This window comes from Acidobacteriota bacterium, assembly GCA_026707545.1.
Lineage (GTDB): Bacteria > Acidobacteriota > Thermoanaerobaculia > Multivoradales > Multivoraceae > Multivorans.
The window spans coordinates 114,660-128,996 of record JAPOWR010000005.1; the positions used below are offsets into that span (position 1 = coordinate 114,660).

9 protein-coding genes and 1 tRNA gene are annotated in these 14,337 nt (G+C 70.5%); 3 read left to right on the top strand and 7 right to left on the bottom strand.

Features of this window, described 5'->3' with window-relative positions; genetic code table 11:
• The first annotated feature begins 10 nt into the window (after window positions 1-10).
• Window positions 11-2,077, top strand: a complete 2,067-nt coding sequence (locus OXG83_16570) for a DUF3604 domain-containing protein (protein MCY3966640.1) — start codon at window positions 11-13, stop codon at window positions 2,075-2,077.
• A 10-nt stretch (window positions 2,078-2,087) separates the two neighbouring features.
• Here OXG83_16570 and OXG83_16575 read toward each other — a convergent pair.
• The 3 genes from OXG83_16575 to OXG83_16585 form a co-directional block, all read right to left on the bottom strand.
• A tRNA-Lys gene (locus OXG83_16575) sits at window positions 2,088-2,163 on the bottom strand.
• A 16-nt stretch (window positions 2,164-2,179) separates the two neighbouring features.
• The gene (locus OXG83_16580) at window positions 2,180-3,526 is read right to left on the bottom strand and encodes an adenylosuccinate synthase (protein ID MCY3966641.1); all 1,347 of its coding nucleotides are present in this window, start codon (window positions 3,524-3,526) and stop codon (window positions 2,180-2,182) included.
• 77 nt (window positions 3,527-3,603) lie between these two features.
• A complete protein-coding gene (locus tag OXG83_16585) occupies window positions 3,604-5,427 on the bottom strand; it encodes an alkaline phosphatase family protein (GenBank protein ID MCY3966642.1) in 1,824 nt (607 codons plus the stop codon).
• Between the two features lie 433 nt (window positions 5,428-5,860).
• On the opposite strand from OXG83_16585, the gene OXG83_16590 reads away from it, so the two are divergent.
• Window positions 5,861-7,231 carry a DUF4910 domain-containing protein gene (locus OXG83_16590; protein ID MCY3966643.1) on the top strand — a complete coding sequence of 457 codons (1,371 nt, stop codon included), beginning with the start codon at window positions 5,861-5,863 and terminating at the stop codon, window positions 7,229-7,231.
• On the opposite strand, the gene OXG83_16595 is transcribed toward OXG83_16590, so the two are convergent.
• Together OXG83_16595 and OXG83_16600 are read right to left on the bottom strand one after the other, a co-directional pair.
• Window positions 7,232-9,553, bottom strand: a complete 2,322-nt coding sequence (locus OXG83_16595) for a glycosyltransferase family 87 protein (protein MCY3966644.1) — start codon at window positions 9,551-9,553, stop codon at window positions 7,232-7,234.
• Window positions 9,550-10,602, bottom strand: a complete 1,053-nt coding sequence (locus tag OXG83_16600; protein ID MCY3966645.1) for a hypothetical protein — start codon at window positions 10,600-10,602, stop codon at window positions 9,550-9,552. The genes OXG83_16595 and OXG83_16600 overlap by 4 nt, the downstream gene beginning before the upstream one ends.
• An 83-nt stretch (window positions 10,603-10,685) precedes the next feature.
• On the opposite strand from OXG83_16600, the gene OXG83_16605 reads away from it, so the two are divergent.
• A complete protein-coding gene (locus OXG83_16605) occupies window positions 10,686-11,387 on the top strand; it encodes an SDR family NAD(P)-dependent oxidoreductase (protein MCY3966646.1) in 702 nt (233 codons plus the stop codon).
• Here the strand turns inward: OXG83_16605 and OXG83_16610 are convergent.
• Window positions 11,384-12,853, bottom strand: coding sequence for a sulfatase (locus OXG83_16610; GenBank protein MCY3966647.1), 1,470 nt, complete (start codon window positions 12,851-12,853; stop codon window positions 11,384-11,386). The two genes, OXG83_16605 and OXG83_16610, sit on opposite strands and share 4 nt — an antisense overlap.
• Before the next feature lie 18 nt (window positions 12,854-12,871).
• Window positions 12,872-14,260 (bottom strand): hypothetical protein, encoded by a 1,389-nt coding sequence (locus tag OXG83_16615; protein ID MCY3966648.1) that lies wholly within the window; start codon window positions 14,258-14,260, stop codon window positions 12,872-12,874.
• Between the last annotated feature and the right edge of the window lie 77 nt (window positions 14,261-14,337).

A 14,337-nucleotide genomic window follows, 5' to 3' on the forward strand; every position in this document is an offset into this window, starting at 1 on the left:
GGAGATGCCCATGTCGAAGCCTCGAACGACCTCACCTCACCTCCCTCACCGAAGCCGGCTCCGGGCCGTGCCGGTCCTGGCGGCAGGTCTCAGCCTCGGTGTCCTGGCCTGCACCGACACCTCCCTGTCGATCGACGACTACGCCGGGACGCCCGCGCCGGCGTCGCGGACGGAGGGCTACAACGAGCACCGGAACGTCTACTTCGGCGACGTCCACGTCCACACCCGCTACTCCTTCGACGCCTACCTCCTCGGTACCGAGGTGACGCCCGACGAGAGCTACCGGTTCGCCAGGGGCGAGGCGATCGAGAGCTCCTTCGGCAACGAGATGAAGCTCCGCGAGCCCCTCGACTTCTTCGCTGTCTCGGACCACGGGTTCTTTCTCGGCATGGTGCCCCAGTGGGCCGATCCGTCGACCCGCGTGGGCCAGCTTCCCGGCGCGCAGGCGTTCCACGGCGTCAACGAGGGCGACAACCTGAACCCGTACTCGGTGCAGATGCGCTCGGTTCTGTTCCGCGAGCGCTTCGGCCGCCAGATGCGCACCGACGGCGGCTTCCTGCGGCGCCAGCGGGCGCGAATGGCGAATCATCCGCAGATGCAGTACGCGTCCTTCGACGACGGCGCCCACCGCTCGGCCTGGGAGGACTCGATCCTCGCCGCCGAGCGCCACAACGACCCGGGCAACTTCACTACGTTCATCGCCTACGAGTGGACCTCGTCGACGCCGGCGCCGGAGTCGGCGGCGTACCACCGTAACGTCATCTTCGCTGGGTCCAGGGCGCCGGCCCGGCCGTTCACCCGCATCGATTCGCACGAGCCGGAACAGCTCTGGAGCTGGATGGACCGGCTGCGGGAGCAGGGCGTCGACAGCCTGGCGATCCCGCACAACTCCAACCAGTCCCACGGCCAGGTGTTCCGGCTCAAGTACTCCGACGGCCGCGCCGTCGACCAGGCCTTCGCCGAGCAGCGCATGCGGAACGAGCCGCTGGTCGAACTGACCCAGGTCAAGGGCACGTCGGAGACCCACCCCAGGCTCTCGCCGGACGACGAGTGGGCCAACTTCGAGATCCTGAACACCCGCAAAGGCAGGATCACCGCCCATAGCAATCCGGACGGCAGCTACGCGCGGCAGGCCCTGGCCAACGGTCTGGCCCTCGAGCAGGAGGGACGCGGCAACCCGTTCAAGATCGGTTTCGTCGGCTCCAGCGACACGCACAACGGCGCGCCCTCCTTCGACGAGTCGAACTACTTCGGCTCGGCGCCGACCTCGGTAAGCCCCGAGAACCGGGGCGCGGTGCCGGTCTCCCGGGAACGGCTGGACTACATCGCCGGCCTGCCGCCCGCCGCGCGAGCCCGCGGCACCGTCGTCGACGACGAACTCGGTCCCTACTTCGGCATGCGGAGCGCGCAGTTCTCGGCCTCCGGCCTCGCCGCGGTGTGGGCCGAGGAGAACACCCGGGACGCCATCTTCCAGGGGATGCGCCGCAAGGAGACCTACGCCACCTCCGGCACGCGCATCCGGCTCCGCTTCTTCGCCGGATTCGACTACGACGGCCTCGATCCGGCGAACCCGGACCTGATCGAACAGGCCTACGCCGGCGGCGTGCCGATGGGCGGCGACCTGGTCGCCGACGGCGACGCGGCGCCCCGCTTCCTGGTCTGGGCCCAGCAGGACCGACTTAGCGCCCCGCTGCAGCGGCTCCAGGTCGTCAAGGGCTGGTACGACAGCGGCTACCGCAAGGAGATCCGGGAGCAGGTCTACGACGTCGCCTGCTCGGACGGCGGAACGGTCGATCCGGAAACGCACCGCTGTCCCGACAGCGGGGCGACCGTCGATCTCTCCGACTGCTCGTTCAGCGAAGACCTGGGCGCCGGCGAACTGGCAGGGGTGTGGGACGACCCGGACTTCGACCCGGGCACCGACGCGGTCTACTACGTGCGCGTACTCGAGAACCCGACCTGCCGCTGGACCACCTGGGACGCGCTGCGGGCCGGCGTCGAGCCGCGCGGCGGTGTCCCGGCGACGATCCAGGAGCGGGCCTGGTCGTCGCCGATCTGGTACTACGCGCCGCGCTAGCGGGACGCCGTGGTGGGCCGTGAGGGGATCGAACCCCCGACCCTTGGATTAAAAGTCCACTGCTCTACCAACTGAGCTAACGGCCCGGCGCAGTATACGGCTCTACTCGCCGACCGCCGCTTGGACCCTGGAGATCCGCTCCCCCAGCCAGCCCTCGAGACTCCCACCGCCGCTCACGACGGTTTCCTCCCGTCGCGGGCCGGACGAGATCAGGTCCGCGCTGGCCTCGAGTTCCTGCTCCAGGAAATCGATGTAGTCGAGCGCGGCCTGCGGCAGGTCGCTCCGGTCGAGCACGCCGCGCGTGTCCTGCTTCCAGCCGGGGAACGTACGGTAGATCGGCTCGGCGGCTTCCAGCCGGTCGGTCACCGCCGGCAGGTTGCGCACGACTTCGCCGCCGATGCGGTAGGCGACGCACACCTGGAGTTCGTCCAGCTCGTCGAGCACGTCGATCTTCGTCAGCGCCAGGCAGCGCGCCCCGTTGACCCGGCTCGCGTGGCGCAGGACGACCAGATCGAGCCAGCCGCAACGCCTCGGACGGCCGGTCGTCGTGCCGAACTCGTGTCCGCGGTCCCGCAGGTGGCTCCCCACGTCGTCGAACAACTCGGTCGGCATCGGCCCCTCGCCGACGCGGGTCGTGTACGCCTTGACCACCCCGATCGCTCCGTCGATCGCCGTCGGCGGCACGCCGCTGCCGGTCGCGGCGCCACCGGTCGTCGAGTTGGAGCTCGTCACGTAGGGGTAGGTCCCGTGGTCGACGTCGAGCAGGGCGCCCTGCGCTCCCTCGAAGAGGACAGTGCCGCCGGTCCGCATCAGATCGTCCAGCTCGACCGACAGGTCGCACAGGTAGGGGGACAGGCTTTCCGCCCAGCGGGTGAAGGCGGCCGCGGCGGCTTCGGGGTCCAGCTCGGCGCCCTCGGCGGCCGGACGCTCGAAGTCCGCGACCCGCACGATCTGTCGGTTCCTCATCGCCTCGCCGCCGGCGACGAGTTCCGCCAGGCGGATACCGGTGCGACCGATCTTGCTCTCGTAGGCGGGGCCGATGCCCTTGGCGGTCGTGCCGATGCGGTCCGCGCCGCGCGCCTCCTCGCGGACGATGTCGAGCGCCACGTGCACCGGCGTCAGGGCATGCGCCCGGTCGGAAAGCCGCAGCCGGCCGGCCGTTTCGATGCCTCGTCGCTCCAGTTGGGCGACCTCGCCCAGGAAGGCGTCCGGGTCGATCACCATGCCGTTGCCCAGGTAGCAGGCCATCCCCGGGTGCAGGATGCCGGAGGGGATCAGGTGCAACGCGAAGTGCTCGTCACCCTCGCCACTGCCGAACTTGACCGTATGGCCGGCGTTGTTGCCGCCTTGGAAACGGACCACGGCATCGAAGGCGGGGCACAGGAGATCGATGATCTTCCCCTTGCCCTCGTCGCCCCACTGCATACCGACGACGGCTACGTTCGCCATGTCCAGTTCCTTCAGGCAACTCGCGGTTCGACCCGCATCGCGCCGACGCGGGGAGCGCGACCCTAGCAGCGCGACCGCTACAGGTAACCCATCGCTTTCAAACGCTCGATCTCCTGCCGCGTCCGCTCGACGTCCGTGCCGCCCACCGTGTCGACGGGCTGCCATGCGTCACGGTAGGTCGCCACGCGGCGCGCCGACATCGCCTCCGGCGACGCCTCGAAAGCCCCCTCCAGCACCCTGCCCTCGGCATCCTCCGGCAGCGGCAGACCCAGCAGCGCCAGCACGGTCGGAAAGACATCGAGCACATGGCTGCTCTCCAGCCGGTGGCCGCGCCGGATGCCGGGGCCATACATCAGCAGGACGCCGTCCGGGCCGTGCCGGTGCTGGGTGTACAGCCGGTGGACGAAGGTCGGCGACTGTCCGTGGTCGGAGGCGACAACGAAGACCGTCTCCGGACCCAGGGCCCGGCGCAACTCGCCGACCAGGTCGTCGATCCGCCGGTAGACATCGGCCACCGCCTCGCCGTGCTCCTCGATGCCGGCCCGGGAGACGAACGGGAACAGCTCCGGTTCGGCCCAGCGCCAGCGCTGGTGCGAGACGGTGTCCGGTTCATGGGTGTAGAGGTTGAGGAAGCGCGGCGGCGGCTCGCCCTGCGCGGAGCGGTGCTCCAGCAGGGAGATCACGGCCCGGTGCTGCCAGTCGAGGTCCGGCCGGCCGGCGGCCGCGTCCAGGACCTCCCCGGGCACATCCGGCGGCTGGGCGAACCACTCGAGCGTCGTCTCCGCGCCGCCGGAAGCCGCCAGGGTGTCGTTCAGGCCGTAGCCGAGGAGCCGGCTCGACGGTTCGAGCATCCGCTGGGCAGGAAACGAGTAGAAGTAGCCGTCGACGACGACCGTCGGCAGGCCGGCGCGATCCGCGATCTCCCAGATCGGCGGCGACGCCAGGTCGAGCCGGTTGACGAAGCGCCGCGAGATCCCCGGCGCCCATGCCACGCGCTCGATCAGCTCCTTGAAGCTGGTGCGGTGAACCGGAAACAGGCCGGCTCCCGAACCGGGAAAGCGAATCCGGTAGAAGTCGTGAACGCCGTGCCGCTTGGGCGTCTCGCCGGTGTAGATCGACGCCCAGATCACCGCGGAGTTGGCGTTGCTGATCGTCCCGAGCCGGCTCGACGTGCCCTCGCGGACGAACTCGGCCAGGTTCGGCAGCTCGCCGTCGTCGATCAGATCCTGGAGCATGTCGGGGTCCACCCCGTCGAAACCCAGCAGGGCGACCGGCGGTCCGGCGCCGGCGACCAGCGCCGTCGGGTCGAAGGACGCCGCCCCTTCCTGCGGAGCGAGCCGGAACGCGATCGGCAACACGACGTGGGCCCCGAGCAGGGCCAGGGCGAGCGCGACCACGAGCCGCGGCAGCCGATCGGCGCCGGCGAGACGGGCGACCCGAGCCGCGACCACCCAGGTGCCGATCCAGATGGCGGCGCCAGCCAGAACAGCGGCCACGGCAAGAAACAGCGCCATGCTCCAGAAGCCGGCGGGCGTGAACCAGGGGACCTGCCCGTAAGTCAGGCCGTAGAACAGGACGAGTTCGAGGAAGACGAGGTTGAACAGGCAGGCGGCGAGCACGGTCGGCTTGCGCGCCGGCCTGCGGCGCAGGTGGGCAAGCGTTCGCCAAAGCAGGCTCAGGCCGCCGAAGGCGGCGCCCGCCCAGACGCCGTAGAGCAACGCGAAGAGCAGAAGCGCGGCGATTCCGGCGACGGCGCTGTCCGTCCGGTTGTGCACCAGGTGCGCTAGCGAGATCGGCCCGCCGAACAGCAGCGCACCGAACAGCAGACCCGCCCTCAGGTCGCGGCCGCAGGCGACCAGCAGTCCGCGAATGAAGGAAGCGGCGCCAGCACGTTCGGCCACGGGCCGGGATGATACGGCAGGCGCCTGTGGCGGTTGCGGTCGCCGTTTCGCGGCGGCGTGTTTCTGGCCGCCTCCGGCGGCAGCGGACCAGAAGGTCCGCGCACCCAGAGAGCGGCCCCGGTGTGGCTTGCTTCTCTACATGCGGATGACACGGCGCCGCTACGGGCGCAACCCAACTGCAGCAGGGCATCCCGCAGGACCTCCGCCCGTTCTCTGGGTGCGCGGACCTTCTGGTCCGCTCGGGGGCGGAGCCGCGGAGCGGCGTAGCCCCAATGAAACAGCAGCCGGCCGAATGGCCGGCGACCTTTGACCCTTCCGGCGCATCTATGCGATGCCGCGAAGCGGCAAGCTACACAGCTTCGCGCAGAATAGGCGCATGTCCACCGTCCGCCAGGCCCTTGCCGCCCTCGACCGCGACGCGGCCGGTCGGTCGATGATGGACCTTGCCGCCGAGCTCTACCCCATCCCTCGCAGTCTGACCGGCGACGGCGTCCGCGCGACGCTGGAACGGATAGCCAGCCGAATCCCCCTGGAAGTCCACGAACTACCCACCGGCACCCCGGTTCTCGACTGGACCGTGCCGCGGGAGTGGAACCCGCGCGAGGCCTGGATCCGCGACCCCTCGGGCCGCCGCGTCGTCGACTTCGCCGGCCACAACCTCCACCTAGTCGGCTACAGCGTCCCGGTCCACCGCCGCCTTTCCCTGAACGAGCTGCGTCCGCGTCTGCACAGCCTGCCGGAGCAGCCGGACCTGATTCCTTACCGCACGTCCTACTACGAGGAAACCTGGGGCTTCTGCCTGCCCCACCGACTGCTCGAATCGTTGCCGGATGGCGACTACGAGGTGTTCATCGACGCCTCGCTCGGAGACGGCTCGATGACCTGGGGTGAGTGCCTTCTGCCGGGGTCGACCGCCGAAGAGGTCGTCATCTCGAGCCACGTCTGCCATCCCCAACTCGCCAATGACAACCTCTCGGGGATCGCGGTCGCGACCCACCTCGCCGAAGCGCTGGCCGCCGTGCCCGAGCGCCGCTACAGCTACCGCTTCCTGTTCGCCCCCGGCACGATCGGCGCGATCGCCTGGCTGGCGCGGAACCGGGAGGGTCTGGACACCTTCCGCCACGGCCTGATCGCCGCAAACCTCGGCGACGCGGGCGCCTTCCACTACAAGAAGAGCCGCCGCGGCGACGCCGGGATCGACCGCGCCGTCGCCGCCGCCCTCTCCGGCCTGGGACAGGAACTCGTCACGGAGGACTTCTTCCCCTTCGGCTACGACGAACGCCAGTACTGCTCCCCCGGCTTCGACCTGCCGGTCGGCGTCCTGACACGCACCCCCTGGGGCCAGTATCCCGAGTACCACACCTCGGCGGACGACCTGTCCTTCATTCGTGCCGGTGCGCTGGCCGGTGCGCTTGCCGCCTACCTGGCGACGGCTGCCGTGCTTGAGGAAAGACCGGGTGCGCCGGCGTCTCCGCCGGCTGCCGCCGAAGGCGGCCAGAAGGGCGCGGTCCACACCGGCTCGGTCGCCCGATCAGAGCAGACGCGGTCCCAGCGCCCGGCCAACGACCGCCGCTACCGAAACCTGGAGCCCTTCGGCGAACCCCAGCTCGGCCGCCGCGGACTCTACGGCGGCCTTGGAGGCGCCGGGCGCAAGGAACGGGAGATGGCCATGCTGTGGGTGCTCAACCAGAGCGACGGCCAACACTCGCTGGGCGACGTGGCGGCACGTTCGGGCCTGCCCTTCGACCTGATCCGGGAGGCCGCGGACGCCCTGTCCGAGGCGGGCCTGCTGGAAGAGCTCTAGTCAGGGCTCCCCGACCCGAACCGGCAGCCGTAACGGCGCGACGCCGCGGCTCGCGAACCACGCGACCTGTTCGTACACGAGGTCGATCTCCAGCGTGTAGTCGCCGGGTTCGTCCGGGGCGCGGACCGGCAGCATGATCGTCTCGAAGGCGCCCGGGCTCATGTCCGGCAGCAGGCTGCGCCGCCCCTCCGGGCCGACCTGGGGGCCGGGATCCACGCCCTCGTCTTCGGGCCCGGCGATGCCCCGGCGCCAGCGGGAACCAAGGTTGACTCCGACGCCTCCCTGGCGCTGCCACGTCACGGTCGACTCGTTCGTCACTCCCACGGGGAGCTGGATCTCGGCGCCGGCGCCGAGGGTCGACGGCACGAGGCCCACGGTGCCGATCCGGGCCGCGAAGACATCCGCTCCCAGGTGCTCCTCGCTGCCCAGGATGCGCAGTTCGGCGCCGAGGTAGAAGGTCTCCTCGGTCTCCCGGTTCCAGGCGTAGACCGCGCAGGGCGCGGGCGGCCGGACCCTGGTCCACTTCGTCGGCGCCCCGCCCGTCGTCTCGACACGCACACGATGAACGTAGCTGCGGTGACCGTCCCGCCGCCTTACCTTGTGCGGCTTCCGGGAGGTCAGCGTGACTCGCATTCGTTCGTCGGCCTGGAAGAACTCGAGATAGACCGGCGGGCCGCCGTCGAGCTTCAGACGGACACGGTTTCCCGCGACCGGCGAAGTGACGGAGAGCACGAGGCTGTCGAACCGGTGCCGGGACTCGATGAAGAGCTCGCTCGGACCGCGAGCGGCGACCCACCAGGAGCCGCCCCGCGCCAGCACCCGGTCGGCTCTGCCCAGAACCGTCATGCCGGCGACTCCCCTCCGTTCGTAGCCGGGAACGTTGCGCAGCGAGAACTCGAACGGCAGGTAGCGAAGCGGCGCGTTGCGGGTGTGCGCCTGCAGCGTCGGCGCGGGAACGGTGACGCCGAAGGGCGCGAGGACCATCGCTCCGGCGAACAGCCCGGCGGCGAAGAAGCCGGTCGGCACGGTCCAGGGGGGGATCCGGCCGGGCACCAGGAACAGGAACGCCGGCATCAGGCTCACGAAGTAGCGGTTGCCGATGAAGCCCCCGCCCCCCTGCCAGTTCCAGCCGATGAAGAGCAGGAAGTAGCCCGCCACCACGACGAGCGCCGCGAGCAGCAGCCAGCGGTCGCGGTCGCGGCGGCCGCCGACCAGGAACAGGGCCAGGGCGATGCCGGCGAACGGGTGGTACGGCAGCAGTCCCGCGTGCCGGCCGATCAGGAAGTACTTGACGTTCTCGACCACCTCACCGACCGACTGGCGCGGAATGCGGAACAGCCACGTGAAGGCGTTGCCGGTCGGAGATTCCGGAATGACCAACGCCTCGGCGGCTTCCCCGGTTGCGGGTTCCTCGCCGGCGGCGATCCGCCGCGCCTCGACGATCTCGGCCGGCCAGCCTCCCGGTTCGCACACCCGCACGGCGGCCCGCACGTCGGACCCGAGGTAGGGCAGAAGCTGGCCCGTCATCCGTTGGGACATCCCCGCCAGGAGGGCCAGGGTCACCGCGAAGCCGGCCGTCCAGACCGCGGCCGTGCGCCACTGCCGGCGCAGCAGGTACGCGCCGGCGAGTGGCAGGGCGATCGCGGCGAACATCGGCTTGTTGTAGGTCGGCAGCGCCAGCAGCACCCCGGACAGGGCGCTCAGCCACCAGGCCCGGCGGCGATGCCTGAAGCCCCAGTACAGCGCGCCGAAGACGCCGAACATGTTGAACACCTCGGGCTGCAGCCAGAACACGTAGCGGGAGCAGGCCGAGAGCAGCAGCAGGCCGCAGGCGAACGCGGCGGCGGTCGCGGGCGCGGTGCGGCGGGCCAGGAAGACGGCGGCCAGCCACACCATGGCGACGAACAGGGCCATGTTGAGGAACACCATCCCGTTGGCCCCGAAGAGCGCCGCGAAGGGCGCGGCGAACAGCGGGTAGGGAAGCGGCTTTCCGTAGTGCGCCGTGTCCCAGCCGTCGGAGGTCATCAGGATGAGGTTGTGGGTGGAGGCGAAGGGGAACTCCTCCAGCAACCGGTCGCCGTCGGCCGGCTGGTAGAGCAGGTCGAAGTCGCGGGCGAGGCTCAGCGCCATCAGGTAGTAGGCCGGCTCGTCGGCCTTGAGCGTCGGCGGCTGACCGGGTTTGCCGATCGTCAGGGGGACGGTGAGCAGGAAGCAGCTCAGCGCGGCCAGGGTCACGACCGCGGGCCGGCAGGCGAACAGCCCTTCGCGGCTCCGGAGCAGTGACCGGAGCCGCGCGGTCCACGCTCCGACTGCTCCGATCACGGTCGGACCCCGGGCGGCGTCCCGGCCGCGGATCTCCAGCCGCCGGCCTCAGGCCAGTGCGCGCGCAGGAGGCCGGACGAGGGATCGAGGTCAAGAACGGGCGGGGCTTCGGTCGGCACGGCGAACTCCAGGGACAGCCCGGGGCCGCTCGCCGTCCACGTCCGCGTCGCGCCACGGAGGAACAGGAGCGTGTCGCCGTTCCCCGTCCACTCGGGGTAGAGGGAATCCGGCCCCGCCGCCCAGCTCTCGTTTCGCCACTCCCCCTGCGCGAAGCGCGCTGTCCGCACCCGGTAGACGCCGCCGTCGAAACGGCTCCAGGCGAGCGCGGCGCCGTCGGCCGTCGCCAGAACCCGGGGTGTGATGTCGGGCAGCCGGTTGTCCGGTGAGACCCGGCCTCCGGTCCAGCTTCCGTCCGGCAGCCGCTGCCGCCAGACGAGGTCGTCGTCGCTGCCGTCGAAGGCGGCCCAGACGAGCAGCCAGGAGCCGTCGGCCAGCACGGCCGCGTCCAGCGCGGTTTGAGAACCGGGCCCGGCGCCGATCAGGCGGGTGGCGGGCTGGAAATCTCCGCCCTCATATGGAGCCAGCCACACCTCCTGGCCTCGCGGCCGGGTCGCTTCGAGCCAGGCAAGTCCCTGCACGCCTCCGGCTCCGGTGGCCGCCAGCCAGCGCGGGGAGGCGATCTGGATCCCGGCGCGCGGGCGCTCGGGGGGAGAAAGAGCGCGGATCTCGGCGCCGCGGCCGCGGTGAAGCCTCAGACGGGGTCCGTTCCTGTCCACGGCGACACCGGCTACCGCCCATTCCTGGATGCCGTCCGGGTCCCCGCCGAGCAGCACCAGGTCGTCATAGCGGACCGATGTCCCGGGGGCGGTCGTCGCCGGCAGTTCCACTGCCTGGTCGGGGCCCAGCCAGAGGATCGGCTGCCCGGCCTCCGTCTGCAGGTGCGCCCAGTTCTGTCCCCGATAGGCGGTCAGCCCGTCGGCGGCGAGAGCCGGTGGGAACCCCGTGCTCCAGGCAAGGAACGCGAGCGTCAGGCGGAGCGGCCTTCGCATCGGTCTCAGCTTACCGGGCGGGAGGTCGGTAAGCTGCGCGCGTGCCCGGCGGTACAAGCAGGTTTGCCGAGCGGATCGCGGTCGTGGCCGGAGCCACTGGGGCGATCGGCGGCGCGGTGGCCCGCCTGCTGGCGGCTGAGGGCGCCTCCCTCGTGCTCCTGGGCCGGAACGATGCGCGTCTTCGGGCAACGGCCGCCCAACTCGCGGGTCGCGCGGGGGAGATCCGCACGGTCGCCGGCGACCTGACCGAAACCGCGGCGGTCGACGCGGCCGGGGTGGAGGCGGAGTCGTTCGGCGGCGGGATCGACCTCCTCGTCCATGCCGCTGGAGCCTTCCGGGCGGGCCCCTTCGAAACGGCGCCGGCGGGCGACCTGCAGGTCCAGCTCGCGGTCAACGTGCACGCTCCGTACCTCCTGACCCGGCGGTTGCTCCCGGGTCTCCGGCACAGCCGGGGCCTGGTCGTGTTCGTTAACTCGACGGCGGGACTGGCGGCCGGCGCGGGAAGCGCCGCGTATGCGGCCAGCAAGCACGCATTGAGGGCTCTGGCGGATTCCCTTCGCGCCGAGGCGAACGCGGACGGCGTCAGGGTGCTGAGCGTCTATCCGGGCCGTACCCGGAGCCGCATGCAGGAGGAGGTCTGCCGCAGCCTGGGCCAGCGCTACGACGCGGAGCGCTTCCTCGATCCGGGCGACGTGGCGGCGGCGATCGTCGAGGCGGCGGCTCTGCCGCCGTCGGCCGAGATGGTCGACCTCCGGCTCCGGCCGGCGGCCAAGCCGCGGCTTTAGGGTGCTCGCTCGCGCGGCGACGTCACGACGTACCCCAGCGCCTTCAGGCGCTCCATCTCCTCCGGTGTGATCTCCGGTTCACCGCGTTCGGCGAGCAGGGTGGGCCGGTCGACGCCGTTCGCCGCCTGCCAGCGACTCTGCAGGCGGCGCGTGAAGTCGTCCTCGGCGGGAGCCGGCCGCACGGTGCCGTCGGCGGACCACTCGAACGCCTCGAGTCGCGGCCGGGTGCCGAGTGCGCCCATCAGCGGCGGCGCTGACTCGAACCGCCGCTCGAGCCGGGCCAGGAGTTCCTCCGGCTCCTCCGCCAGCGGCGCCGACGGTTCGCCGTCGGCGAGCACCAGCATCGCGTCGTAGTAGCGCTCCTCGGCCGGAGCGAACCGGCTCTCCCACACCAGTTGGCGCCCCTCCTCGACCAGGGAGACCTCGTTCGTGCCGTTGCCCAGATAGAGCTCGGACAGCGCTCCGGCATCGCTCGGCGTAAACAGGCTCGGTGGACTGCCGGGCGGCGGCGCCCCTCCCGCGGCCTCGATCAGGGTGGAGAAGAGGCGGTAGTTGGCGACCACCGGACCCGGGTCGAGCGGCCGCGGCCAGCCGGCCGGCAGCTTGACGATCAGCGGCACCTCGATCAGCACGCGGTGCAGGCTGTTGCCGTGCAGGACCTGTCCGTTCTCGCCGAACTCCTCGCCGTGGTCGGAGGTCACGGCGATCAGGGCATCGTCCATGTGGCCGCTTTCGCGCAGCGCTTCCAGCATCGCGCCGACCTGGGCGTCGGCATGGGCCGCGTTGAGCTGGTAGAGCTGCCAGGCGCGCTCCCTCTGGTCGGGATCGAGTGGGATCGCCGGATCGGCGAACCGCCTCATCTCCAGCGGGCCGATCCGCGCCGGCAGGTCGTCGCGCGGCGCGGACAGGCGGTCGAGATAGGGGGCGTGGAGCCGGTAGGGCGCGTGGGGCGGCAGCACATGCATCCAGACGAACTGGGGTCCGCCGTCGAGGCCCCGAAGGACCCCGGTCACCCGCTCCATCCGGGAAACCGGGCCGAAGCGTTCGAAACCGCGAACGTAGCCGTAATCCCTGGTCAGCCAGGGGTTCGACCGGAAGGCGGCGTTGCGGAAGCCGAGGTCGCGAAGGATCTCCGGCAGGGTGGGCAGATCGTCCGGAAGAGCCGCCCGCGCGCCGTGCCAACCGCCATGCCGCCAGGGTTGCCGTCCGACGAAGAGCGACGCCATGGACGGCACCGTCCAGCTCGAACTGGTGATCGCGGTGCCGGCCCAGTCCGCGTCCTCCGCGAGACGGTCGAGGTGGGGCATCAGGCCGGTCCCGACCAGATCGGCGCGCAGCGCGTCGATCGTGATCAGGACGATCGGCCCGCGATGGGCCGGCGGCGCCTCGGAACAGCCGGCGATGAGCGCTCCGACTGCCAGGGCGCAACCGGCAATGCGGGTCTTCGCGGCGGGGCGTCGCCTCATGCCGGCGACTCTATGGTCTTACTGCGGCAGGAGCTCGATGTGGAGGTCCGACCAGACCCAGCCGGGCTGGGCCGGTTCGGTCTCGTGCTCGCCGCGGAAACCGAAGCCGACCGCGATCCGTTGCCCCGGATGGAAGGGGACGCGGGAAATGTTCGGGCGACCCACCGACCGCATGACCTCGACGCCTCTCGAATCGGTCAACGTCAGGACGATGCGGCCGCCGTCGGCGTCGAAGTCGAACATCACGTCGTAGGTCTCGCCGGCCTGCATCAGGTGGTGTTTCACCACCCGCTGCTTGTTGACGTGGGTGACTCCCCAGTCCGTGCGGTAGAAGACCTGGGCCGGTCCGCCGGGCCCCTTGGCGATGCCGAACCCGAACAGGTCGACGTGCTTCTCGCGAGCCAGCCAGAACAGGTTCTGGTTCCGCGACGACACCCGGTTCCAGCCGCCGTGATGGACCTTGAAGCGGAAGACCACCCGCTTGTACGTTCCCGGCGGCGTGTCCAGCCTCGTCTCGAAACTGGGGCGAGCGTTCGTGGCGCGGTGGAACCTGCCCTCGAGGTCGACGCACACCCAGCCGCGCGTGCAGCCGTCTACTGTCGGAGGTTCGGGTGGCGGTTCCGGCTCCGGCGGCGGATCGTCGTACCCGGGCCGTCGCAGCGCCGATCCGCCGCTCCGGGATGGTTGCAGCACGGTCAGGCGGTCCGCCTCGTCGTCGGCGACCAGTCCGGCGATGTAGAAGTTGTCAGCGCAGTTGGTGGAGATCGTGTAGTGATCGCCGATTTCGATGCCGACCACCTTCAGGACATCGGTGACGTAGGTCAGGGAAAGCGGCAGGTGGTTCAGGATGCGGGACTCGATGGCCCACTTGCCATCGTGGCTGCGCACCCTGTGTTCGCAGGTGGTGCTCGTGTGCGACAGGTTGAGGATCGCGTAGTCCGAGCGATCGCGGCTGTCCCGCCGTATCCCGCTCACGAAGGCCCAGGTTCCGCCGGGGACCATGTTCGTCGAGTCGACGATCGGAACCTGCTCCCGCAGACCGACCCGCTTGCCGCTCTCGTCGGTGGGCATCGTGTAGGCCTGGAAGGTGAGTTCGCCGCTCGTGACGAGCTCGACCATCGCGGGATCCTCACCCGCCAGATCGCTGTACTGCATCGTCCGACCGGGCTCCACCGACATGGTGATCGCCGGCTGGGGCCGCGTGGTGCCGTTGGTTCCGGAGACGATCGGCAGAATGTCGAAGCTCTGACTCTCGTCGGTCGGATTGTGGACGCTGAGCAGGACTTGCTTGGCGTCGTCGTCGTGCGCGATCAGGACGTAGGACGTGTCCTGTGCGGACAGGGCAACCGGCAGGCCGACCACCAGGGCGGCGATTGCGCGTACTGCTGGACGAACGATCGACTTCATCATCGGATTTCTCCTTTGCCGTGGAGATCGCAATGACACGTAGAAACATGCAGAATAGCAGATAAATGGGCCGAAAG

Excerpts from the sequence above, each read along its gene's own strand:
- OXG83_16600 (MCY3966645.1), bottom strand. The coding sequence starts at position 10,602 with ATGCGAAGGCCGCTCCGCCTGACGCTCGCGTTCCTTGCCTGGAGCACG.
- OXG83_16570 (MCY3966640.1), top strand. The coding sequence starts at position 11 with ATGTCGAAGCCTCGAACGACCTCACCTCACCTCCCTCACCGAAGCCGG.
- OXG83_16610 (MCY3966647.1), bottom strand. The coding sequence starts at position 12,853 with ATGAGGCGACGCCCCGCCGCGAAGACCCGCATTGCCGGTTGCGCCCTG.
- OXG83_16590 (MCY3966643.1), top strand. The coding sequence starts at position 5,861 with ATGATGGACCTTGCCGCCGAGCTCTACCCCATCCCTCGCAGTCTGACC.
- OXG83_16580 (MCY3966641.1), bottom strand. The coding sequence starts at position 3,526 with ATGGCGAACGTAGCCGTCGTCGGTATGCAGTGGGGCGACGAGGGCAAG.
- OXG83_16615 (MCY3966648.1), bottom strand. The coding sequence starts at position 14,260 with ATGAAGTCGATCGTTCGTCCAGCAGTACGCGCAATCGCCGCCCTGGTG.